The organism is Jiella flava, assembly GCF_017349315.1.
GTDB lineage: Bacteria > Pseudomonadota > Alphaproteobacteria > Rhizobiales > Rhizobiaceae > Jiella > Jiella flava.
Genome location: NZ_JAFMPP010000001.1, coordinates 387,342 through 409,983, shown reverse-complemented (window position 1 = coordinate 409,983; position 22,642 = coordinate 387,342). Strand labels below are relative to the sequence as shown.

The window sequence follows — 22,642 nt, the reverse complement described above, 5'->3', positions numbered from 1 at the left end:
GGCTGTCACAACGCCGAATGCTGGAAACGTCGGGCCGAATGTTGGAATGGATGGGCGGACCGAGATCACGCGACTGCCTGACGCGCGCAGCACGGCGCTTTCGCCGGCCTCGGTCGCTCAGGTGGAAAGCTGCAGGCGGGGACGATCGGTTTCACCTTCGGGGACCGGTGTCTCAGCCGGCTCGATCGCGCGCTCGACGCGGTTGCGGCCATTGGTCTTTGCCTGATAGAGCGCTTCGTCGACGAGGAGCATCAACGCGTCGAGCGCGTGAATGCGTGACACCGTGATGATGCCGACGCTGACCGTCGCCGCGATGGTTCCGAGATCGAAGCCATCCATCTCGCGCTCGAAACTTGAACGGATTTTTTCGGCGATTTGTGTCGATCGCGCTGCGTCCTGATCCGGCAGGAGAATGGCGAATTCTTCGCCTCCGGTGCGAGCGAAAATATTCTGTGGCCCAATGTGTCGGCGAACGATCGAGGCAAAGCGCTGCAAAACCTCGTCGCCGAAAGCGTGGCCGCGGCTGTCGTTGATCTGCTTGAAATTGTCGAGGTCGAGGGTCACGAGGCTTGCCGTGCGTCCCCCGTGTGTCTGAGCAAGGACGGGTTCAGCTTTGATTTGGAATGAACGGCGGTTGTCGGCGCCGGTCAAAAAATCGGTTTCTGCGAGCTTGATGAGCGAGCTTTCGCGCTTTTGGCGAAGGTTCGTAAACATCAGATAGCTGACGAGCACGGAGGTCCACAGGCCCTCGATAAAGATCATTTCAAAGCCAACGGCGCGCTCTGAACCGAGAAGTGGGCCGAACAGGCCTCCCGACCAGAAGGCGCGGGCCGCCGAGACGATCATTCTCATGACCATGACCCAGCCGAGAACCTTCAGCCACCAGTGTGATTTGCAGGCGAAACAGTACCAAGCCGACAGCGCTGAAATCATCGCCGTGATGACGGAGACAACAATCACCCGCGTGTCGAAGTTTGAAGACGACGGGCTCAGACTCCAGAAGATGATCCAGGCAAAGCTTGGGAGAAAAACGGCCGGAAGGTTGACCGTGCGGCCGCAGAACACCGCCAGACCGGCGCAGATCACGCTGTAGGAGCCGAGGATCAGGCTGTTGGAGACGCCGATCGAGAGGACGTCGAGGGAATAGCCGTAGCGCACCTGAAAGACGACCAACCCAACGACGCTCAGCATAAAACCGATCGCCCACCAACCGGCGGCCGGTTCGCGAAAGCTCCGCCATTCAGCGAGCATTGCGACGCCGGCGATCAGGCAGGTTCCCATCGCAAGAAGCAAAATCAACTGAATATTGCTGACCACGATAATACCATCAATCCGTGCGTGATGATGTTTTATGACGATTTTGTCTGCCAAAATGTTTAAGCTGAAATGCTCGCTGGAACCAATCGGGATGCCGGATAGTCCGGATGGACCGCAATTGTTACCTATGGTTAATCAATCGGCATCACGTCGGCGCGATGGCGGGTGCGCTGGCCACCGGCCGTGATGAAGGCGCCGGCGATCGGCTGAGCGTCGTCATAATCGCGGCCGAGAGCGACGACGATATGGTCGTTGCCGGCAACGACGGCGTTGGTGGGATCGAAGCCGACCCAGCCGCAGCGCTCGCCGAGCCAGGCCTCGACCCAGGCATGCATGGCGTCGGCGCCCTCCAGGCGCGGCTGGCCCTCCGGTGGATCCGTTCGCAAGAAGCCGCTGACATAACGGGCCGGCACGCCGCAGGCGCGCAGCCCGGCGATCATCACCTGCGCAAAGTCCTGGCAGACGCCGCGGCGTGCCGCAAAGGCATCTTCGATCGTCGTGGCCACATCGGTTGTGCCCGGCGCATAGGCGAAATCTTCGTGAATCTGCCGGTTCAAGGCGAGAACGGCCTCGCCGGACGCTCGACTCCTCGAGCCGAGGATCGCCGATGCATAGGTGGCGATCGCGGGCATATCGGCGATCCGGCGGCTCGCGCCGAGATGATGGATCGGAGACGCCGCGTCGACCGCTCGCGAGGCCGCGGCCGCTTCTGTGAGCGCGGCGAGCGACGGGGTTTCGCTCAGCGGCGGCGCCGGGCGATCGATCGTCACCGTTGCCTGCATGCGCACCGCCAGCGCCGTGTGCGGGCTGAAGAAGGCAACGGCGTCGACGCGATTATCGAAGAAGTCATGCTCGGGTGCGATCTCGTCCGGCCGCGGCTCGACCGTCGTCTTAACCGTCTCGACGCTTTGGCCGGCATCTTCGCGCGGGCGCACCCGCAGGATATGGCGGGCGTCGGAGACCGCTGCCGCGTAGTCATAGTTCACATCGAGGCGAATTTGGTATTTCACACCGATCCTCCGATCCAATCCGGCGTGTCGGCTTGCGGGCTCGACAAGAGATAGCGCCGGGTGACGAGGTCGGAGATCAAGCCGAGATCGCTCGCGACCCGGCCGACAAAGGCGGTATCGACCTCGCCGGCATCCGCGGTCTGCAGACGGACTTTCAGCCGGGCGAGGCGACGCAACAGGAGATCCGGCGTTTCGCCGAGATGAACGCCTGGCAGGGCTGAAATCACCTCGGTCAGGGAGTTGACCTGGAAAGCCAGGGAACGCGGATTGAGCGGATCGAGGACGGTGAGGTCGATCACCGTCTCCCGTGACAGGTCGACGGAATAGCGTCGCCGATAGGTGACGCTGGAATCGGCGAAGGTCAAAAGCGCTTCCAATGCACCACCGGGCGCTTCGCCGGATAACAGGGCCGAAACGCAGGACGCCGTCGCCTGACCGCGTTCCAGAGCCCGGCCGCACTGCATGAAGCGCCAGCCGGTAAACTGGTACATGTTCTCGTGGGCAAGGCCCGCGAAGCCGGCAAGATGGGTGAGGATGGCAGCCGTCAGCGCGACAACGTCCGGCTCTCCTTCGCTCGCTGGCGCGGCGCGAGGGGGGATCAGGTCGACCACGGCTTTCAGCGTGCGCCAGGCGTCCGGCGAGAATCGCTCGCGAATGCGCGAAGCCGTGTTCGCGGCCTGACGAGCGAGCGTTGAGAGCCCGCGCTGCGGCGCTCGCACGTCGACGCCGTAATCGGCAAGGATTGCGGCGACACGCGCTTCGAGTTCGCCTTCGCTCCAGCCTTCGCTGTTGCGGGCGGCGTAAAGACGCAAGAGCCGTGTGGCGCTCTCGCAGCGTTCGGCATAGCGCCCGAGCCAGAACAGATTGTCTGCGGCGCGGGCGGGCAGGGCGCCCGGCAGGCGTCTGGCGAAACGATCGCTGCGCGGGCCGAGCAGCGACACCGGTTTGGCGGGACTGTCCGAGGGAATCCAGACGTCGATCGAGCCGCCGCCCTGCTGCATCGAGATCGCGCGCGCGTCGGCAGAATCGGCGACGCGGGCAAAGCCGCCGGGCATGACGTGCCAGCCGTCTTCATCGCGCATCAGGAAGGTGCGCAGCGTCACCGGGCGAGGCTCCAGCCCGGCCGAACCATAGACCGGGGTCGTCGACAGCGCCGCGATTTCCCGGCCGATCAGGCGTGCGCCCTGCTGAGGCGAAAGCGATCCGATAGGCCCATCTCCGTCCTGCCGTGGGCCTCCTGGCCGCACAGGCTCTCCGACCCGGCCGGGAAAGGCCGGGCCAAGCTGCAGCCTGTCGCGACTTTCGGCAACGAAGCCGCGGGACTCGGCATCGCCGCACCACCAGGTGGCGATCGTCGGGAGCTTGAGCTCCTCGCCGATGAGCGCCTGCGCCAGGGCGGTTTGAAAGGCGAGAAAGGCCGGTGTCTCCAAAATGCCGGCGCCAAGTGCATTGACCAGCGTCAGCGCGCCGGAACGCACCGCGCGCACCAGGCCCGGGGTGCCGATGCGCGAGGCGCCGAACAGCTCCAGGGGATCGCAAAAATCGGCGTCGAGCCGCCGCCAAAGGACCCCGATCGGCTGAAAGCCGTCGACGGTTCTCACCTCTGCCCGGTCGCCATGGACGACGAGATCGCCGCCTTCGAGCAGCAACAAGCCGAGATAGCGGGCGAGATAGGCGTGTTCGTAATAGGTTTCGTTATGCGGGCCAGGCGTGAGCAGCCCGATGCGGGCGCGATCCGGTCCGCCGAGCGCGAACAACATTTCGCGGAATTTTCGGAAAAATCCGGCCAGCCGCTCGACATTGAGGGCGCGGGAGAGATCCGGGAATGCCTTCGACGTCGCCACACGGTTTTCCAGTGCGAAACCGGCGCCGGACGGCGCTTGGGTTCGATCGCCGAGCACCCACCAGCGCCCGTCGGGACCGCGGGCAAGATCGATGGCGATGAAGGACAGGAGCGGCGTTGAAAGTTGGCCCTGATAAGCGAGGGGGCGGAAAAACTCCGGATTCTGGCCGAGAAGGACGCCTGGCAGGATGCCCTCGGTGATTATCCGCCGCGTGCCGTAAAGATCGGCGAGCAATCGTTCCAGAAAGCCGGCGCGCTGGACGAGGCCGTCGCAGAGTGTCGTCCATTCCGCCCGGTCGATGATCAAGGCGGGATGGCCGAGCGGCCAGTCATGGCTCTGCTCGCTCGCCTCACCATAAACCTGATGGAAGACGCCGGCCTCCGACAGATACTGCCGGGCCGACGCCGATCGCCGGTCGAACTCGGGCGGAGCCATCGCCGACAGCGCCGCCATCAGCCTTGCATAATGCGGCCGAACCGCGCCATCCGGCGCCATCATCTCGTCATGCGAATGGCGGGCGAGGGTTGCGTAGCGGCGGAGATGGGCGGGTTCGACGGGCACGGGCATCCGGGCAATGAAAGAGTGATAATTCCGCTAGAGCAGAATGCGATGAACCGGAATGGCCATTGCGCTCCAAGTCTTCGGCAAGCCGCATGATGTGATCCGAAACGTCATGCAACGTTTCGGCAACATGCTCTATAGCACCCTCGGCGTATCAAGAAGACGGGCCATCGAAAGGAACGACGCGCAGCGCTGAGAAAGCGGTCTGAAGGCTTCAGCTGCCGTTAGGAATTATGGCTGGCGACATAAGCTTCGAGGATGTCGCTCATCGTGCTCTCGGGATCGTTGGCTCGGCCTTTGAAGAAGTCAATCGTACTTTGACTAAGCGTCAAGGATACCACCGCCGTCGTTCGCGGTGGATGCAATTCGGCATCCTGCCAGAATTTGTCGCCGAGATCCTCACCATCAGGGCTGTTGCTTGGATGGGCGAGTTCGCCGGCTTCATCCATCGCCTTGAGTTCTTCGAGCGAGGCTCGCCGCATATCGCTGCCGGTCACGGAGGCCTCCTTTCCAGGCTGTGATGAGGCGTAGTCGGCCCTGTCTCATCGTGTGAACGACGATATAGCACTCTTCGCCGACCATCCCCGGCGACACGGTTCGGATCTCGCCGTAATCGGCGCGGTCATCTCGCTTGTCGAGTGTCCGCCCTTCAAAGATTCGGGCGGCAACGAGAAGATCGACGCCGTGCTTGGCCAGCGTCGCTTGCCGTTTCACGTCGTCCCACTCGACATCCATCGCCCGCTCACATTGTCGCGAGCCCCGCCGGCCGTCTGAGATCCAGCGTCATCGGCAAGGAGGGATCGGGCCGCTCGCGCCGCGGCTCGTAAGCGCCCGGCGTATGGCCGATGGCCTCGAAGCGTGCGAGCCGGCGGGCTTCGGCTTCATAGGCGTTGACCGGAAAGGTCTCGTAGTTGCGGCCGCCCGGATGGGCGACATGATAGACGCAGCCGCCGAGCGAGCGCTTCGACCAGCGATCGTAGATGTCGAGGGTGAGCGGCGCATGGGCCGGGATCGTCGGATGCAGGCCGGAGGCCGGCTGCCACGCCTTGAAGCGCACGCCGGCGACGGCGTCGCGCCCCGTGCCGGTCATCGTCAGCGGCACTTCGCGGCCGTTGCAGGTGACGACATGGCGGGACGGCTCGAAGGCGGAGAGCTTGACCTGCAGCCGCTCGACGGAGGAATCGACGAAGCGCACCGTGCCGCCGATTGCTCCGGTCTCGCCCATCACATGCCAGGGCTCCAGCGCCTGGCGCAGTTCCAGCGTCACGCCTTCGCGTTCGATCCGCCCGCAGAAGGGGAAGCGGAATTCCGCCTGGGCCTCGAACCATTCGGGCTTCACCGGATAGCCGGCGCGGTTGAGATCGCCCAGCACCTCGAGGAAGTCCGACCAGACGAATTCCGGCAGCATGAAGCGATCGTGCAGGCTGGTGCCCCAGCGCACGAACTTGCCCTCTTCCGGGGTCTTCCAGAATTTCATGATGAGCGCCCGGATGAGCAGCTGTTGGGCCAGACTCATCTTGGCGTCCGGCGGCATCTCGAAGCCGCGGAATTCGACAAGGCCAAGCCGTCCCGTCGGCCCGTCCGGCGAATAAAGCTTGTCGATGCAGATTTCGGCCCGATGGGTGTTGCCGGTGACGTCGATCAACAGGTTGCGGAACAGCCGGTCGACCAGCCAGGGCGGGGTCGAGATCTGGTCCCGAGTGATTTGGGCCATGGCGATTTCCAGCTCGTAGAGCTGATCATGGCGGCCTTCGTCGATGCGCGGCGCCTGGCTCGTCGGGCCGATGAACAGGCCGGAGAACAGGTAAGAGAGCGACGGATGCCGTTGCCAATAGAGCACCAGACTTTTCAGCAGGTCCGGCCGGCGCAGGAACGGCGAGTCGAGCGGTGTCGCCCCGCCGACGACGACATGATTGCCGCCCCCGGTGCCGGCATGTTTGCCGTCGATCATGAACTTGTCGGTGCCGAGCCGCGATTGGCGAGCATCCTCGTAGACACCGGTGGTGATCGCTTTGGCTTCCGCCCAGGAGGCCGACGGATGCACATTGACCTCGATGACGCCGGGATCGGGCGCCACGCGGATGACGGCGAGGCGGGGATCGGGCGGGGGTGCGTAGCCCTCGATCTGAACCGGTAGGCCCTCCGCTTCGGCGATCTCCTCGATCACCCCGAGGAGATCGAGATAGGCCTCGGTGAATTCGAGCGGTGGCATGAAGACGCAGAGCTTGCCGTCGCGCGGCTCGATGGAAAGCGCCGTGCGCACCGCGCCGGTGATCTCGCCGGAACTGGGCGCAAAGGAGCCGAAGCTTGCCATCAGGCCGCCGCCGGTGCCGCCATCCGCCGGCAGCGGCGCCAACGGGGCCATCCACTGGCGGGCCGTGCCGTCGCCATCGAGGCTCTGGCCGATGCCGCCGACTCCACCGGTGCCGCCCCGATGCTGCTGCATTTCCACCCGACCCCATTGCTGGCGGCTTTGCGGCGGCAGCGGCGGAAACGGCTGGGTCGGATCGTCCGGATGAATGAAGGGATAATGGGCCGGGCCAAGATGCGGCAGGGCCGACAAGGGCAGGCGGTACCCCATGGCGGAGTCGCCGGGCACGAGGAACAGTCCCCGCCGGCGGGTGGTCCAGCGTTCGGAAAACCAACGAACGCCGCGCGCCCGGCCCTGCCACGCCTGAATCGGCAGAACGTGGCCGGTGGGGTTCGGCAGGCCGCGCTCGAACACCCGGGCGAGGCGAGCCCGTTCCTCGCGATCTTCGAGCTTGGAATCCGTCGGCTCGACATTGCCCGGCAGTTGCGCCTCGCGCAGCAGCCAATAGGCGGCGTCCTCGTAAGCCGGCAGGACATGGTCGCTCGCAACGCCAAGAGCGCTGGCGACGGCTTGGGTGAAGCGCTCGGATTCCGCCGGGCCGATCGTGCCCTCGCCGGCTTCCCGCGCAATCATCTCCGGGTTCTTCCAGATCGGCGCGCCGTCCCTGCGCCAATAGAGCGAGAAGGTCCAGCGCGGCAGCGTCTCGCCGGGATACCACTTGCCCTGGCCGTAATGCAGAAAGCCACCCGGCGCGAACCGATCCCGCAGGCGGCGGATGAGATCGTCGGCCAGACCACGCTTTCGCGGGCCGGTCGCATCCGAATTCCACTCGGCCGATTCAAAGTCGTCGATCGACACGAAGGTCGGCTCGCCGCCCATGGTCAGGCGCACGTCGTTGGCCTTCAGCTCGGCGTCGACCCGTTCGCCGAGAGTATCGAGTTCCCGCCAGCTTTCCTCTGAAAAGGGATAGGAGACGCGCGGCCGTTCCTCGATCCGCGTCACCGACATCGAAAAATCGAACGCGACCTCGGCATAGTCGACGGCGCCGGAAATCGGTGCGGCCGAACGATAATGCGGGGTCGCCGCCAGCGGCACGTGGCTCTCGCCGGTCAAAAGCCCGGAGGTCGGGTCGAGGCCGATCCAGCCGGCCCCCGGCAGAAACACCTCGGCCCAGGCGTGCAGATCGGTGAAGTCGTGGGCGGTGCCGGCCGGCCCGTCGAGCGCCACCTTGTCGGGTTTGAGCTGGATCAGATAGCCGGAGACGAAGCGCGCGGCAAAGCCGAGGTGCCGCAGAATGTTGACCAGCAGCCAGGACGAATCGCGGCAGGAGCCCGAGGCCTTTTCCAGCGTCTCTTCCGGCGTCTGCACGCCGGGCTCCATGCGCACCAGATAGTCGATGCGGCTTTCCAGCGCCTGGTTGAGCGCGACGAGGAAGTCGACGGTGTTGGTCTCGGAGCGATCGAGATCGCGCAGGAACGCCTGCAGCAACGGCCCGGCAGGTTCCGGGGCCAGATAGGCCGCAAGATCGCTCTTCAGGACGGGATCATAGTCGAATGGCCATTCCTGTGCCGCTTCCTCGACGAAGAAGTCGAACGGATTATAGACCGTCATATCGGCCAAAAGATCGACTTCGATCCGGAACTCGGTGGTCTTTTCCGGAAAGACGAAGCGGGCGAGATAATTGCCGAACGGATCCTGCTGCCAGTTGATGAAATGCTCTTTTGGCGTAACTGTCAGCGAGTAGGAGGGAACCCGCGTGCGTGAATGCGGCGCGGGGCGGAGGCGGATGATCTGGGGAGCGATGGCGACGGGACGATCATATTTATAGTGGGTGACATGATTGAGCGCGGCAAGAATCGACATGGTCGCTTTCGTGTGTCCCGTTTCGTTGGCTGTGAAGCTTATCGCTCCGTGGCGTTGCGGCAAGCGGCGATGACGGTGCGAGGCGTGCGCGATCGTGTCTGCGGCGTTGTTTTTTCATTTTTTGACGCTACGGCATGGAACTGCCGGCGGTGCTAAGCATTGATGCGCGCAACGATTTTTGGCGCGGGTGCGCCGTCGGGATCCTCAGATGAAGCTTTTTTCCTGTACCTCGTGTGCACAGGTCGTGTTTTTCGAAAACGTCGTCTGCGAGCGCTGCAATCACGCCCTCGGCTATGAGTCGGAGGCGAACCGGATGATCGCGCTGGAGCCCGCCGACGGCATTTTCGTCGCCGCCGGCACCCATTCCGACGGCGGATCCTGGAAATACTGCGCCAACTACACCTATGGGGTTTGCAACTGGTTGGTGCCCGGCGACAGCGCGGACAGCTACTGCCGGGCCTGCCGCCACAACGTCACCGTTCCCGATCCGGCTGATCCCGACCATGTCGTGCGCTGGCAGAAGATGGAGATCGCCAAGCGGCGGATGGTCTACACGCTGCTGCAGTTCGGTCTGCCGCTTTTTACCCGCGACGAGGCGGACGAGGGCCTGGGATTTGATGTCTTGGCCGAAACGCCCGGCGAGCCGCATGTGATCACCGGCCACGACCGCGGCCTGATCACCATCGCGCTGGCCGAAGCCGACGATGCCGAGCGCGAAAGCCGGCGCACCTCCATGGGCGAGCCCTATCGCACCCTGCTCGGCCACTTCCGTCACGAGGTCGGCCATTGGTACTGGGACCGGCTGGTGCGCGACGGCAATCCAGGCGCGCTCGACGCCTGCCGGGCGATGTTCGGCGACGACACCGAGGATTACGGCGAGGCGCTGCAGCGGCATTATCAGAACGGCCCGAAACCGAACTGGCAGGACGAATACGTCTCATCCTACGCCGGCGCCCATGCTTGGGAGGATTTCGCCGAGACCTGGGCGCATTATCTCCATATCGTCGATACGCTGGAGACGGGCCACTGGTGGGGCGTCGTTGTCGATCCGCGCGTGCGCGACGCCGGCCTTTTGACGACGACGATCGATTTCGACGTCTTTGCCCGCGATGTCGAGATCGGGCAGGTCGTCGACGCCTGGCTGGCGTTGTCGGCGGCGCTCAACTCCTTCAACCGTTCGATGGGTCATCAGGATCTTTATCCCTTTGTCATCTCCGAGACGGTGACGACCAAGCTCGGCTTCATTCACGATCTGGTGCGCGGGGTGGCGGGACAATGATGACGCAGCGCCGCAGCCTGTCCTGAAATCTCAAACTTGCCTTCGAACTCGTTTCCGTTAATCTGCAGGGGATATGAGATTACTTCGGTCTGACGTGGCCGTTTGGGCCGTTGCGCGCCCACAGAGCTACCAAGCGGCTTTGCTCGACCCTATATTCGGTGAAAGCTGAAGGGTCGGGAGGTGTCACCCGACCGATTTTGGAGGACTGGACGATGCTGACGGTCAGCCGCGAAGGATGGGGTGGCCTGCCGCTGTTCCCGAAGGACGAGCCGCCCAAGGACAAGTAAAGGTGAACGGCGTCGGGGCTCCGATTCGGGGTGCCGTGCTTTTCGTCGCTTGTGTTCTGGGTATCTTTTCGGTCTGTCTGATCGTCCTCGCGATCGAATTTCCCGACCTTGCCAAAAGGCTCTCCCCGGTCATCGGCCCTGTCACCGTCATGGTGTCGGCCGCTGTCGCGTTTGGCGCGGCGATCTATACCTCCAAGCGAAGTTCGGCAGCACAGCGCGAGACAAACAGGCTGACCGAGACATGGCGTGCCATTTCCCAGAAAAACTGGGACGAGGACTACATCACGGCACGCACGATCATCATCAGAGCCTATCGCAGCCAGCCGGACCTGTCGCGCTTCGCCAAGCCGCAGGATCTCACCTATGAGGAAGACTTTCGGATCAGCCGGGCGATCAACAACCTGGCGAATGATGCCGAGGCGGTGGCCATCGCCATCGCCAACGACGTCATCGACGAAGGTTTCTACAAGCAATGGTTCAAGCGATCCTACATCGCCGATTATGAGATCATGCGCAGCTACATCGACGCGCTGCGGAGCCAATACGACGACCGCTGGCCGCTGTACCGCAATTTCGAGATATTGAAGACCGCTTGGCAGGCCGAGGTCGCCGAAGAAGAGGCGAGCCCGGTGACGGCGTGGTACCGGCGCGGAGCACGCTGAACCGCGTCCCGCGCTGCGTTGTCGGCAGCCGTCCAGCGCCGGTCCGAGCGGCCGCGCGATCTCGACCCGATTCCACATCGCTGCCGGCGGAACAGGCCGCCTGCGCGGCTGTTGCCGGTCTGTCGACGCAACGCTGGCGGAGCCGGGCAAGGAAATTTCCGGCAGCCACGGGGTGGAAGCCTTTCGGCGTGCTTTAGTTATGGTTCACGAAACCGCCGACGCTTCGGGGCCGACGCTTGGGGAAACCGTCGCCGTCCTGGCGCGAGCGCCGGACAACACGATCAGCTTTCCGCAATGGGACCGATCTTATGGCACGATCTGCCGATCGCTTTGCATATGACACGAGCTGGGGGCCCCGATTTGTCGATGGGCGCACCGAGTTTCGCCTCTGGGCGCCGTCGGCGCCGCAGATCGACCTCGCGATCGGCGACACGGCCGGCAAAGCGTCCGAGTTTTGGCCAATGGAGCGCGATGACGAGGGCTGGTGGCGGGCCACGACCGATCGGGTCAAGCCGGGTGAAGCTTACGGCTTTCGCCTTGATAGCGGCCTTATCGTGCCAGACCCGGCGTCGCGCCGCCAATTCGGCGACGTGCATGGGCTCTCGCTATTGGTCGATCCGAAGGCCTATACTTGGCAGAGCGCCGACTGGACCGGACGGCCATGGGAAGAGACCGTTTTTTACGAACTCCACACCGGAACCTTCACGCCTGACGGCAGCTTTGCGGGCATTGAGGAGAAGCTCGACTATCTGAAGGAGACCGGCATCACGGCGATCGAATTGCTGCCGGTCGCGCAATTCGGCGGTCGCCGCGGCTGGGGCTATGATGGGGTTTTGCTGTACTGCCCGCACGAGGCCTATGGCGGCGCGGAGGGTTTGAAACGGCTAATCGATGCCGCCCATCAGCGCGGCCTGATGGTGTTTCTCGACGTTGTCTACAACCACTTCGGGCCGGACGGAAACTATCTTGGCGCCTATGCGCCGGAATTCTTTCACGAGGAGATCCACACCCCCTGGGGCGCGGCAATCGCCTATGACGCGCAGCCGGTTCGCGACTTCATGATCGACAACGCGCTCTACTGGCTCGAGGAATACCGGATCGACGGGCTGCGCCTCGACGCGATCGACTCGATCGAGGACACCACCGACACGCCGCTGGTGAAGGAGCTCGCGGCGCGGGTGCGCGCGCATTTTCCGGATCGCCACGTCCACATCACCAGCGAGGACGATCGCAACATCAGCTGGCATATCGAGCGCGACGGCGGCCGGCCGATCCTTGTCTCCGGCGAATGGAACGACGACTTCCATCACACCGCCCATGTCCTCGCGACCCATGAAGAGGAAGGCTATTACGCCGACTATTCACGCCGGAGTGTCGCCCAGATGGCCAAGGCGCTCGCCACCGGCTTCGTTTTTCAGGGCGAGCACTCGGACTATCGCGGCCGAAACGTCGGCGTTTCCTCGGCGCATCTGCCGCCGACCGCCTTTGTCAACTTCCTGCAGAACCACGATCAGATCGGCAACCGCGCCTTCGGCGACCGGCTCGCCGATCTCGCCTCGCGCCGGGTGGTCGAATGTCTGCAGGCGATCCTGATGCTGGCGCCGCAGATCCCGCTGATCTTCATGGGCGAGGAATATGGCGACACCCATCCCTTCTGCTTTTTCACCGATTTCGACGGCGAACTGGGGGAAGCCGTGCGGGAGGGACGACGCGCCGAATTCAAGAAATTCGCGGCCTTTCACGACGAGGATGCGCGCCAGCTGATCCCCGACCCCAACGCCGTGTCGACCTTCGAAGCATCCAAGCTCGATTGGTCGATGGTGACGCGTCCGACCTATCGGCGGCGGCTGGCGATCGTGCGGGGGCTGCTCGAAAAGCGCCAGCGATTGATCGTGCCGCTGCTCACCGGCCCGTTGCCGGAGCATGGCGGCGAGTATCACGTCTCGGACGAGACTCTCGCTTTCGTCGTCGCCTGGCATTTGCGCGACGGCGCAGTGCTGCATCTCTTCGCCAATCTCGATGACGAGCCCTGGGCGATCCCGAGCAACGTCGTCACCGGCGACTTGAGTTGCGGCGATCTTCTGCACGCCCATCCCAAGGGCGCCGACGAAATCTTGCGGACGCGTGTGTTGCCCGGCCCCTCCGTCGTCTTCCGCCTCGAAAGCCAGAAACTCATTGCCGGAAAGGGATCATGAGCGATCATCTTGACCGCCTCGCCGAAAGCCACGGCATTCAGCTGCATTACATCTCCGAACTCGGCGAGGAAAAGAGCATCGACGACGGTGCCAAGCGGGCGCTGCTGGCGGCGCTTGGCGTTGACCCCGACGGTGAGGCTCTCGGCGACTATGCGACGTCCGCCAAAGCGCCGAGCCAGGCTTGCCCGTTGCCCGGCGCGCTTGCCGACCACCGCCATTGGGGCGTTGCCTGCCAGCTCTATGCGCTGACCTCTACCCGCAATCTGGGCATCGGCGATTTCGAGGATCTGGCACGGCTCGCGTCGATCGCCGCGGAGGCCGGCGCTGCCTTCGTCGGCGTCAATCCGCTGCATGCGCTGTTTCTTGCCGAGCCGTCGCGCTACAGTCCCTATTCGCCCTCGACTCGGCGCTTTCTCAACCCGCTCTATCTCGCGGTCGACAAGATGGACGGCGGGCCGGAAGCGATCGCCGCGCTGCAGCGCGAGGCCCCGGATCTCTTGGAAACCGGCGATGGTGATCTGGTCGATTATTCCGCTGTCGGTCGGCTGAAGCGCGCGTTGTTCGACAAGATTTTCGAAACGCGCAAGCGCGACCTCGAAGACGAGCAGGCGTTTCAGCGCTTCATCGATGCGGGCGGTGAAGCTGTGGCCGGCTTTGCGTTGTTTGAGGCGATCTCCGAGGATCAGGTGGCCACGGGTGGTCATGCCGGCTGGCATGGCTGGCCGGAAGCGCTGAAGGACCGTCGCTCCGAGACGGTGGCGCAATTTGCCGCCGACAATCGCGAGCGCGTGCTGTTTCATCTCTGGCTGCAGTTCGAGGCCGAGGAGCAGCTGGCGAGCGCCCAGGCGCGGGCAAAGGGCGCCGGCATGGCGATCGGCCTTTATCTCGATCTCGCCGTCGGCGTCGCGCCCGATGGCGCCGAGACCTGGGCCGATCCGGCCCTGACGGTCGGCGCGGCGCGGGTCGGCTCGCCGCCGGACATGTTCAACAGCCAGGGCCAGGACTGGGGCCTTGCGCCATTGTCGCCGAAAGCGCTCGCCGAACGGGACCACAAGCCATTGTTCGAGGCCTTCTCGGCCTTGACCCGCCATGCCGGCGCGGTCCGCATCGATCATGCGATGGGGCTGGCGCGGCTGTGGTGGATCCCGAACGCAGCGCGCTCGGCCGGCGGCGGCTATGTGCGCTATCAGTTCGGCGCCATGGTCGACGCGGTGGCAAGCGCTGCCTCAGACAATCACTGCCTGGTGATCGGCGAGGATCTCGGCACCGTCCCGCCGGGCTTTCGTGATGCGATGGCGGCGGCGAACGTGCTCTCCTACCGGGTTCTGTCTTTCGAGCGCCGCGACGACGGCAGCTTCATCGAACCGGCGGCCTATCCGCCTTTATCGCTCGCTTGCGTTTCCACCCATGATCTCGCCACGCTTGCCGGCTGGTGGACCGGCAACGACATCACATTGCGTTTTGCCGCCGGCACACAGGATGAGGCGGCAACCGAGCGCGATCGTCATTCCCGCGAGCACGAGAAGTGGATGCTGGTTCAGGCGCTTGTCATGTCTGGTACCTTGCCGGACGGTTTTGCCGCCGTTGCCCGAGGCGAGGCACCGATGCCAGGGACGCTGCCCGATGTCTTGGCCGTCGCGATCCACCGGCACCTGGCGCGGAGCGCCTCGCTGCTTCTCACCGTCCAGCTCGACGACATGATCGGCTCCAGCCGACAGGCGAACCTGCCGGGGACCACCGACCAATATCCGAACTGGCGCATCAAGGCGCCGGTCATGCTTGAAGACCTGTCGCAGAACGGCCGCTTCACGGCGCTTGCCGCCGCCATGCGCGAAGAAAGGCCGATCGCCCCATGAGCCGCTCGCTCGTTGCCACCTATCGCCTGCAGTTTCGCGACGGCATGGACTTTTCGACGGCCGCCGAGCTGGCGCCCTATTTCAAGACGCTCGGTGTCAGCCACCTTTATGCCGCGCCGATCTTCGCGGCGTCCGAAGGGTCGACCCACGGCTACGACGTCACCGATTACAATGCCCTCGACGAGAGCCTTGGCGGGGTGGCGGGGTTCACCCGGATGAGCGATGCGCTCTCGTCCGCCGATCTCGGCCTGATCCTCGATTTCGTCCCCAACCATATGGGCGTTTCCCCCGCCAATCACTGGTGGGAAGACGTGCTGCGTTGGGGCTCGGAGAGCCGCTACGCCCAAACCTTCGACATTGCCTGGGAAGCGGAAAAGATTCTGGTTCCGGTACTCGGCAAACCTTATGGCGAGGCGCTGGCCGCCGGCGACTTGTCGGTTCGGCTCGATGCGCGGGCCGCAGCCCTTCGTTTCGATGCGGCCGGCTATCGGCTGCCGATCGACCCGAGAACCTATGGCTTCGTCTTCGGCCGGCTCGACCATCCGGAAAAGGACCGGTTGGTGCGAAGGTTCTCGGTGGCGGTGCCGGCCGAGGCCGATGATCTCGCCGAGCGGTTTCTCGAGCATTTGCAGGAGCCGGGCTTTTGCGTCGCGCTCGATGGGGCGATCGCGGCGTTCAATGCCGATCATGACGCGCTGCACGAATTGCACGAGGCCCAGGCGTGGCGGCTGGCCTGGTGGCGCACGGCCCGCGAAAAGCTCACCTATCGCCGCTTCTTCGAAATCGCCGACCTGATCGGCGTCCGTCAGGAATCGCGCCGGGTGTTCCGCGAATCCCACCAGCTGATCATCCGGCTGGCCCGCGAGCGCCGGCTCGACGGCATCCGCATCGATCACGTCGACGGGCTCGCCGATCCGAAAGGGTATCTCGAACAGCTGCGTCAGGCCTTCCAGTCGGTGCGCCGCTCACCTTCGATCCATGTCGAGAAGATCCTCACCGGCGACGAGCGGCTGCGCAGCGCCTGGGAAATCGAAGGGACGACGGGCTACGAGTTCATCACCGCGCTTGCCGGCCTTTATGTCGACGCGCGGCGCGAAGTCGCCATGACGGAAGCCTATCAGGCCTTTGTCGGTGAAGAGTCCGATCTGCGGGCGATGATCCGCAGCCAGAAGCGGTCGATCTTCCAGCGCAATCTGGCCGGCGAACTCGCCGCACTGACTCATCTGGCGCTGTCCGTCGCCGCGCGCGGCCTGGCGACCCGCGATCTCGGGCCGGACACCATGGCGCGGGCGATCGTCGAGGTGGCGGCCGCCCTGCCGGTCTATCGCACCTATGTCTCCGTCGACGGCGTGCCGCGCCGCGATATCGCGATCATCGACGAGACGGTCGATCTCGCCATGACGTCCCGCGAGGTCGAGGCCGACGAGCCGATCCAGTTCATCGGCCGGCTGCTGAAGCTCGATTTCGACGATGGGGCGGATATTGCCGGTGCGCTGGATTTCACCCGCCGTTTCCAGCAGACCACCGGCGCGGTGATGGCCAAGGCCGTCGAGGATACGGTGTTCTACCGCTACAACCGCTTGATCGCGCTCAACGAAGTCGGTGGCGAGCCCGATCACTACGGCAGCGACGTCGAACGCTTCCACGAGGCGATGGCGATCCGCAGCGAGGATCAGCCCGAGGGGCTGCTCGCCACCTCGACCCATGACACCAAGCGCGGCGAGGATGCGCGGGCGCGGCTCTATACGCTGTCGGAGGCGCCGGAGCGCTGGGCCGAAGGCGTCGCCGGCTTTGCCGACATGTTGGGCAAATACCGCGTCGAAATCGAGCCGGGGCTGGTATCGCCTGATCCCGAGACCGAATGGGGGCTCTATCAGTCGCTGCTCGGTGTGCTGCCGGCCGATTTCGATCCGTCCGACGCGGCGGCGCGCGCCGAGATCGCCGACCGCCTCGCAGCCTATGCCGAAAAGGCGGTGCGCGAGGCCAAGCGGTGGACGAGCTGGACCGCGCCGGCCGAGCCTTACGAAACCGCGCTCGCGGCCTTCGTCGCGGCGATGCTCGCGGGCGGCGACGAGGCCTCCTTCATCGCCACCTTCTGGCGCACGGCCCAACCCTATGTCGCGGCCGGGGCGCTCAACTCCTTGTCGCAGACGGTGATCAAGCTCTGTGCGCCGGGGGTGCCGGATATCTATCAGGGCACCGAGTTCCACGACTTCTCGCTGGTCGATCCGGACAATCGCCGGCCGGTGGATTTCGAGACCCGGGCGGCGGCGATTGAGGCCGGCCGGACGACGGTCGAGAGCCTTGCCGATTGGCGCAGTGGCGCCTTGAAGGCGCGCATTCTCGCAGGTGGCCTGAGGCTCCGCGGCGCCATGCCGGAATTCTTTGCGACGGCCGACTACCTGCCGCTTGAGGTCAAGGGTCCGCGCGCCGATCATCTCGTCGCTTTTGCCCGCCGGGATCAGAGCGGCCGGGCGGTCGTGGTGATCGCGCCGCGCCTGACCCTGGCGCTGCTTGGCGGCGGGGAGACCCTCGACGCGGCCCTGACCGGTTGGGACGGAACGACCGTGACGCTTGGCACGGGGCTGGCCGAGCGGCCGTGGCGCAATATCTTTACGGAACGCACGCTGGAGGTGCGGCAAGAGGTCGACGTCGCGGGGGTGTTCCAGGATCTGCCGGTCGCCATCCTTGCGACGCTCTGAACCTCAAGCTGTGACTCGAGTGACGAGCGCCCGGCAGTCGTCGCTTGACGATGGGCGGCGCGGGCGTCGACGCACTGGGAGGGCATGACCCCATGGCCATTCGGGCGCTGGTTTGGAACGAGTTCTTCCATGAACGACACAACGATGTCGTTCGAGACCTCTATCCGGACGGCATTCACGCCACCATCGCCGGCGTCCTGTCGTGCGAGGACGACATCGAAGCCACGACCGCGACCCTGCCCGAGGACGAGCATGGCCTTCCCCAGGCGCGGCTCGACGCAACCGATGTGCTCCTGTGGTGGGGGCACAAGATGCACCGCGACGTCGATGACGCGATCGTCGAGCGCGTGACCGAGCGGGTGCACCAGGGCATGGGGCTGATCGTCCTGCATTCGGGGCATTTTTCCAAGCCGTTCAAGCGGCTGATGGGGACGCCCTGTTCCCTGCGCTGGCGCGAGGCCGGCGAGCGCGAGCGGCTCTGGGCGGTCAACCGCTCGCATCCGATCGTTCAGGGCATCGGCCCGTCGATCGAACTGCCGAATGCCGAGATGTATGGCGAGCCGTTTCTTGTTCCCGAGCCGATGGAGACGGTTTTCATTTCCTGGTTCGAAGGCGGTGAAGTGTTCCGTTCGGGGCTGACCTATCAGCGCGGAGCCGGCAAGATCTTCTATTTCCGCCCCGGCCACGAAACCTATCCGATCTATCAAAACCCGGATATTCAGCGGGTGCTGATCAACGCCGTGCGCTGGGCCTATAATCCCGTCTCTGCCTGGAGGGACGTCTCGGCCGCGCCAAACGTGCCCGCCGACAAGGCCCCGGAGCGGATCAAACCGCGTGGCGGCTCGCTGCACAAGCCTGGTGAGGATGGCTATCGGTGAGGGCGGCGAGCGACACAAGGAGCGCCGCCAATTCCGATCCGGCCTTTGCTACCCCGGCCCGCGACCGGCGGATCATGATCCTCGGCACCGGATCAATCGCCCACCGCCATGCCGAACAGTTTCTGTCGATCCCTGGCTGCCGAGTCGTCGCGGCCTGCGACATCAATGCCGAGCGGGCACAAGCGTTCGCCAATCTTCATGGCATCCCGCAGCCCTTCGCCGATCTCAACGCGGCGCTTGCCTGGGGACAATTCGACGCTGTCGTCAATGCGACGCCCGATGCCGTGCACAAGGCGACGACGCTGAAGGTTTTGCGGGCCAACAAGGCGGTGTTTTGCGAAAAGCCGCTGGCGCTCAATGCCGAAGACGCCTTCGAAATGGTCGGGGCGGCGGAGCGCGCGAGGCTGATCAACATGGTCAACCTCACCTATCGCAACGCCCACGCCATCCAGCTCGCCCGCCGCATGGTCGAGGCCGGGGAGATCGGCGTCGTTCGCCATGTCTCGGCGAGCTACCGGCAGAGCTGGTTGACCGGCCACCATTGGGGCAATTGGCAGAGCGACGAGCGTTGGCTCTGGCGGCTATCCTCTGCCCATGGATCGAAGGGTGTGATCGGCGATATCGGCATCCACATTCTCGATTTTGCGACCTATGGCACCGGCCTTGGCATCGCCGCGCTGCAGGCGCGCCTGCAGACGTTCGACAAGGCCGAGGGTGGAGCGATCGGCGCCTATCCGCTCGACGCCAACGATTCCTGCGCGATGACGGTGGAGTTCGACAACGGCGCGCTCGGGGTTGTCCATATGAGTCGCTATGCCACCGGCAAGGCCAACGATCTTGATCTCACCATTCATGGCACAACCGGCGCTCTGAAGGTCTGGTCGAACACCAATGAATCCAGTCTCGACGTCTGCCTCGGCGCCGACATCCATACCCAGACCTGGAGGCGGGCGACGTGCCCGCCAACCCCGCGCAATGCTGATCGCTTCGCCGCGGCGCTCTTGTCCGGGATGAATGGCGAGCCGGACTTCCGGCACGCGGCGAAACTGCAGACGCTGCTCGATCTGTGCTTCGCCTCTGACGCCGAGCGGCGAATGCTGCCGGTCGTGCTGCCGCCCGTCTGATCCGACCGAAAAGCGGTACCGACTTTCGCAAACGGATCGGTCGCGTCAAGGATTGCGCAATCATGCCGAGTGATCGCGGTACACCGTTAACGGGCAGTTAAGCATAAGGGTCTAGCGTTTGGCGCGACGACATGCGTCCGCCACGTGCCTTGCGCGGACCCACTTTCTGCGACGGGCCGGCCATGCTTTCGACGTTCTCGACCTACCAGCTTTACACGCGCGATCAGACGCGTGTGCTGGACAGGCTCGCCGCCGATCCGGTCAACAAGCGGCTGGCCGACTACTATCGCGAGAATATCGGCAAGGTGAAGTCGGTCGACGACTTCATGAAGGACTATCGGCTCTATTCCTACGCCATGACGGCCTACGGACTGGAAGATCAGATCGATTCCCGCGCGCTGATCCGCAAAGTGCTGGAGAGCGATCTGTCCGATAAGGAGAGTTTTGCCAACAAGCTCTCCGATGAGCGCTATCGCGATTTCGCCAAGGCCTTCAGCTTCACCGACACCACCAAGACGACCACTCCGACGGCGCAGAGCAATGCGCAGCTGCAGGTGATGGTCGACGGTTATTCGGAGCATCGGGTCAAGGCGGCCCAGGCGATTTCCGCCGATGCCAACTATTTCACCGCGAAGATCGAAGGGGTGAAGACGGTCGACCAGTTCCTCGCCGACGACACGCTGTTCAAAGTGGCCCTCGAAGCCGCCGGCATCGACTCCTCGGTCGCTTCGAAAAGCTTCATCCGCGAGGTCCTGACGACCAACAAGGCCGATCAGCTGTCGGCCCAGGGCGACGACCGCTACACCATCCTCGCCTCGATGCTGCCCTTCGACAGCGATGGCCAAGCCCCGGCCGGCGGGGTGCAGAGCGCCTCCGAGGCCAACAGCACGGCCTATCTCTATTATCAGCAAAAGGGTCTGCAAGCCTCACCCCAGGCCGCGGCGCTGCAGGTTTCCTATTACGAATCGAAGATCGGCGGCGTGACCAGCGCCGACGACTTGATCGAGAATTCCCGTCTGCTCGACACCGCGCTGCGCTCGGTCGGCCTCAATCCCAATATCGAGTCGCCGGCTTACGTCTGGAACATTTTGACCAGCGACCGGTCGGATCCGAACAGTGTTCTCAACAAGATGCCCGAGACGACGGCGGCGGAACAAACGCGCAAGGAGCAATACACCGCCCTCGCCAAGATGTTCCAGTTCAACACCGATGGCAGTCTCGATGCCGGCGTCAGCGCGCAGACCAGCGATCAGATCAAGGATCTGACCGACGGCTATCTCAATCACTACGCCGACACCACCACCTCGGACGACAGGGTCAAGGCGTCCTTCTATGCGGCGAACGTCAAGAGCATCCAGTCCGTCACGCAGTTCATGAGCAATGCGACGGTCTACGATTATGCGTTGAAATCGGTAGGCCTTGATCCGGCGACCGAGAACAAGTCGACCATCATGCAGGTGCTGCGCAGCGATCCGTCCGATCCGAAAGGCTATGCGGCGCGGCTCGGCGACGACCGCTATCTGCGGCTTGCCGCTGCCTTCAATTTCGGCTCCGATGGCAAGGTCGCGGATGTGCGCAGGGTGCAGAGCGAGACTGCCCAGGGCGCCACGATCGATCAGTATCTCACCAATCTCAGCGCCGACGACAAAAAGGCCGTCACCACCGCCGTGCAGGACTCGCAGAGCTTCAATTCCGCGATGCGATCGATCTCGACGGTGGATAAGCTGCTCGCCGATTCGACCGCCTTCAAATATGTCATGAAGGCGATCGGCTTCGACTCCAGCAATCAGGATACCAGCATCATCCAGCGGGTTCTGACCAGTGACCCGAACGATCCGAAGAGCTTCGTCAATGCCCTCGGTGTCGAGGCCTATACGACATTACGCGCGGCCTTCGACGTCGACGCCTATGGCAATCTCTCGCTCAAGCAGGATTCCAACGGCAATCCGACCATCGTCAACGACTATCTGAAGCGGCAGTTCCGGCAGCAGAAGACCAGCGACCTGTTCAACGCGGCCAGCGGCATTCTGCAGTACAACACCGGGATTCCGAAGGTCGCCACGATGAACGATCTTTTGAACCAGCCGAATGTCCTGAATTTTGCCCTCAAGGCCTACAATCTCGACGGCGCGAAGCTCAGCACCAGCGACATCAAGGCGATCCTGACCAGCGATCTTTCCGATCCGAACAGCGCAGCGGCGAAGTATAAGGACGATCGCTATCTGAAATTTGCCGCCGCCTTCAACTTCGACACGGACGGCACGATCAAGCGCGACTCGGCGCGGGTGCAGAGCGTCTCGGACATGCTCTCCACCCAGGATCTTTATCTCCGCCAGAAGATGGAGGAGGAGGCCGGCGACGAAAACAACGGCGTGCGGCTGGCGCTCTACTTCAAGCGGGCGGCGCCGAAAGTGACCTCGGCCTATGAGTTTCTGTCCGACACGGCGATGCTGCAGGTGGTCAAGACCGCACTTGGTCTGCCCGATCAGTTCTCGTCGAGCAACATCGACGTTCAGGCGCGCACGCTCGAAAAGAAGATCGACATTACGAAGCTCGGCGACTCCGACTATATGGAGCGCTTCATCAACCGCTTCTTAGCGATGTACGACGTTGAAAACAGCAGCTCAACGGCCTCGTCCAACCCGGCCTTGTCGATCCTCGACGGCTCTGCGTCCTATCTGTAATCGGCTCTGGGGGATCAGTGGGTCACCCTGCCGCTTCAGGACAGGGCGACCAATGGCTGCTGCTGCGGC

General features: G+C 64.0%; 16 protein-coding genes. 10 read left to right on the top strand and 6 right to left on the bottom strand.

The window, feature by feature from the left end:
* Positions 1-117: 117 nt before the first annotated feature.
* The 3 genes from J1C48_RS19150 to J1C48_RS01840 form a co-directional block, all read right to left on the bottom strand.
* Positions 118-1,317: a diguanylate cyclase domain-containing protein gene (locus J1C48_RS19150; RefSeq protein WP_207255940.1), complete on the bottom strand. Its 1,200-nt coding sequence runs from the start codon at positions 1,315-1,317 to the stop codon at positions 118-120.
* 131 nt (positions 1,318-1,448) lie between these two features.
* On the bottom strand, positions 1,449-2,327 hold the full coding sequence (locus J1C48_RS01845) for a transglutaminase domain-containing protein (protein WP_207255939.1): 879 nt from the start codon (positions 2,325-2,327) through the stop codon (positions 1,449-1,451).
* Positions 2,324-4,732 carry a circularly permuted type 2 ATP-grasp protein gene (locus tag J1C48_RS01840; RefSeq protein ID WP_231081517.1) on the bottom strand — a complete coding sequence of 803 codons (2,409 nt, stop codon included), beginning with the start codon at positions 4,730-4,732 and terminating at the stop codon, positions 2,324-2,326. Before J1C48_RS01840 ends, J1C48_RS01845 begins: the two co-directional genes overlap by 4 nt.
* A gap of 58 nt (positions 4,733-4,790) precedes the next feature.
* Here J1C48_RS01840 and J1C48_RS01835 point away from each other — a divergent pair, with 58 nt between their 5' ends.
* On the top strand, positions 4,791-4,928 hold the full coding sequence (locus J1C48_RS01835; protein WP_207255938.1) for a hypothetical protein: 138 nt from the start codon (positions 4,791-4,793) through the stop codon (positions 4,926-4,928).
* Between the two features lie 28 nt (positions 4,929-4,956).
* On the opposite strand, the gene J1C48_RS01830 is transcribed toward J1C48_RS01835, so the two are convergent.
* From J1C48_RS01830 to J1C48_RS01820, 3 genes are read right to left on the bottom strand one after another with little or no spacing between them, the layout of a single operon-like run.
* The gene (locus J1C48_RS01830) at positions 4,957-5,229 is read right to left on the bottom strand and encodes a hypothetical protein (protein WP_207256136.1); all 273 of its coding nucleotides are present in this window, start codon (positions 5,227-5,229) and stop codon (positions 4,957-4,959) included.
* Positions 5,174-5,467, bottom strand: a complete 294-nt coding sequence (locus J1C48_RS19215) for a BrnT family toxin (protein ID WP_207255937.1) — start codon at positions 5,465-5,467, stop codon at positions 5,174-5,176. The genes J1C48_RS01830 and J1C48_RS19215 overlap by 56 nt, the downstream gene beginning before the upstream one ends.
* Before the next feature lie 7 nt (positions 5,468-5,474).
* Positions 5,475-8,906, bottom strand: a complete 3,432-nt coding sequence (locus J1C48_RS01820) for a transglutaminase family protein (protein ID WP_207255936.1) — start codon at positions 8,904-8,906, stop codon at positions 5,475-5,477.
* A 208-nt stretch (positions 8,907-9,114) separates the two neighbouring features.
* Here J1C48_RS01820 and J1C48_RS01815 point away from each other — a divergent pair, with 208 nt between their 5' ends.
* From J1C48_RS01815 to J1C48_RS01780, 9 genes are all read left to right on the top strand, one after another.
* Positions 9,115-10,185 carry a zinc-binding metallopeptidase family protein gene (locus tag J1C48_RS01815; protein ID WP_207255935.1) on the top strand — a complete coding sequence of 357 codons (1,071 nt, stop codon included), beginning with the start codon at positions 9,115-9,117 and terminating at the stop codon, positions 10,183-10,185.
* A 158-nt stretch (positions 10,186-10,343) separates the two neighbouring features.
* A complete protein-coding gene (locus tag J1C48_RS19085) occupies positions 10,344-10,472 on the top strand; it encodes a hypothetical protein (protein WP_255679388.1) in 129 nt (42 codons plus the stop codon).
* 2 nt (positions 10,473-10,474) lie between these two features.
* On the top strand, positions 10,475-11,134 hold the full coding sequence (locus J1C48_RS01810) for a DUF4760 domain-containing protein (RefSeq protein WP_207255934.1): 660 nt from the start codon (positions 10,475-10,477) through the stop codon (positions 11,132-11,134).
* 308 nt (positions 11,135-11,442) lie between these two features.
* The gene (treZ, locus tag J1C48_RS01805; protein ID WP_207255933.1) at positions 11,443-13,329 is read left to right on the top strand and encodes a malto-oligosyltrehalose trehalohydrolase; all 1,887 of its coding nucleotides are present in this window, start codon (positions 11,443-11,445) and stop codon (positions 13,327-13,329) included.
* A complete protein-coding gene (gene malQ, locus J1C48_RS01800) occupies positions 13,326-15,185 on the top strand; it encodes a 4-alpha-glucanotransferase (RefSeq protein ID WP_207255932.1) in 1,860 nt (619 codons plus the stop codon). The genes treZ and malQ overlap by 4 nt, the downstream gene beginning before the upstream one ends.
* Complete coding sequence (treY, locus tag J1C48_RS01795) at positions 15,182-17,887, top strand: malto-oligosyltrehalose synthase (RefSeq protein WP_207255931.1); 2,706 nt, start codon at positions 15,182-15,184, stop codon at positions 17,885-17,887. The genes malQ and treY overlap by 4 nt, the downstream gene beginning before the upstream one ends.
* 92 nt (positions 17,888-17,979) lie before the next feature.
* Positions 17,980-18,765: a ThuA domain-containing protein gene (locus J1C48_RS01790; RefSeq protein WP_207255930.1), complete on the top strand. Its 786-nt coding sequence runs from the start codon at positions 17,980-17,982 to the stop codon at positions 18,763-18,765.
* Between the two features lie 74 nt (positions 18,766-18,839).
* On the top strand, positions 18,840-19,889 hold the full coding sequence (locus J1C48_RS01785) for a Gfo/Idh/MocA family protein (protein WP_207256120.1): 1,050 nt from the start codon (positions 18,840-18,842) through the stop codon (positions 19,887-19,889).
* A gap of 182 nt (positions 19,890-20,071) precedes the next feature.
* Complete coding sequence (locus J1C48_RS01780; protein WP_207255929.1) at positions 20,072-22,573, top strand: DUF1217 domain-containing protein; 2,502 nt, start codon at positions 20,072-20,074, stop codon at positions 22,571-22,573.
* Positions 22,574-22,642 lie beyond the last annotated feature (69 nt).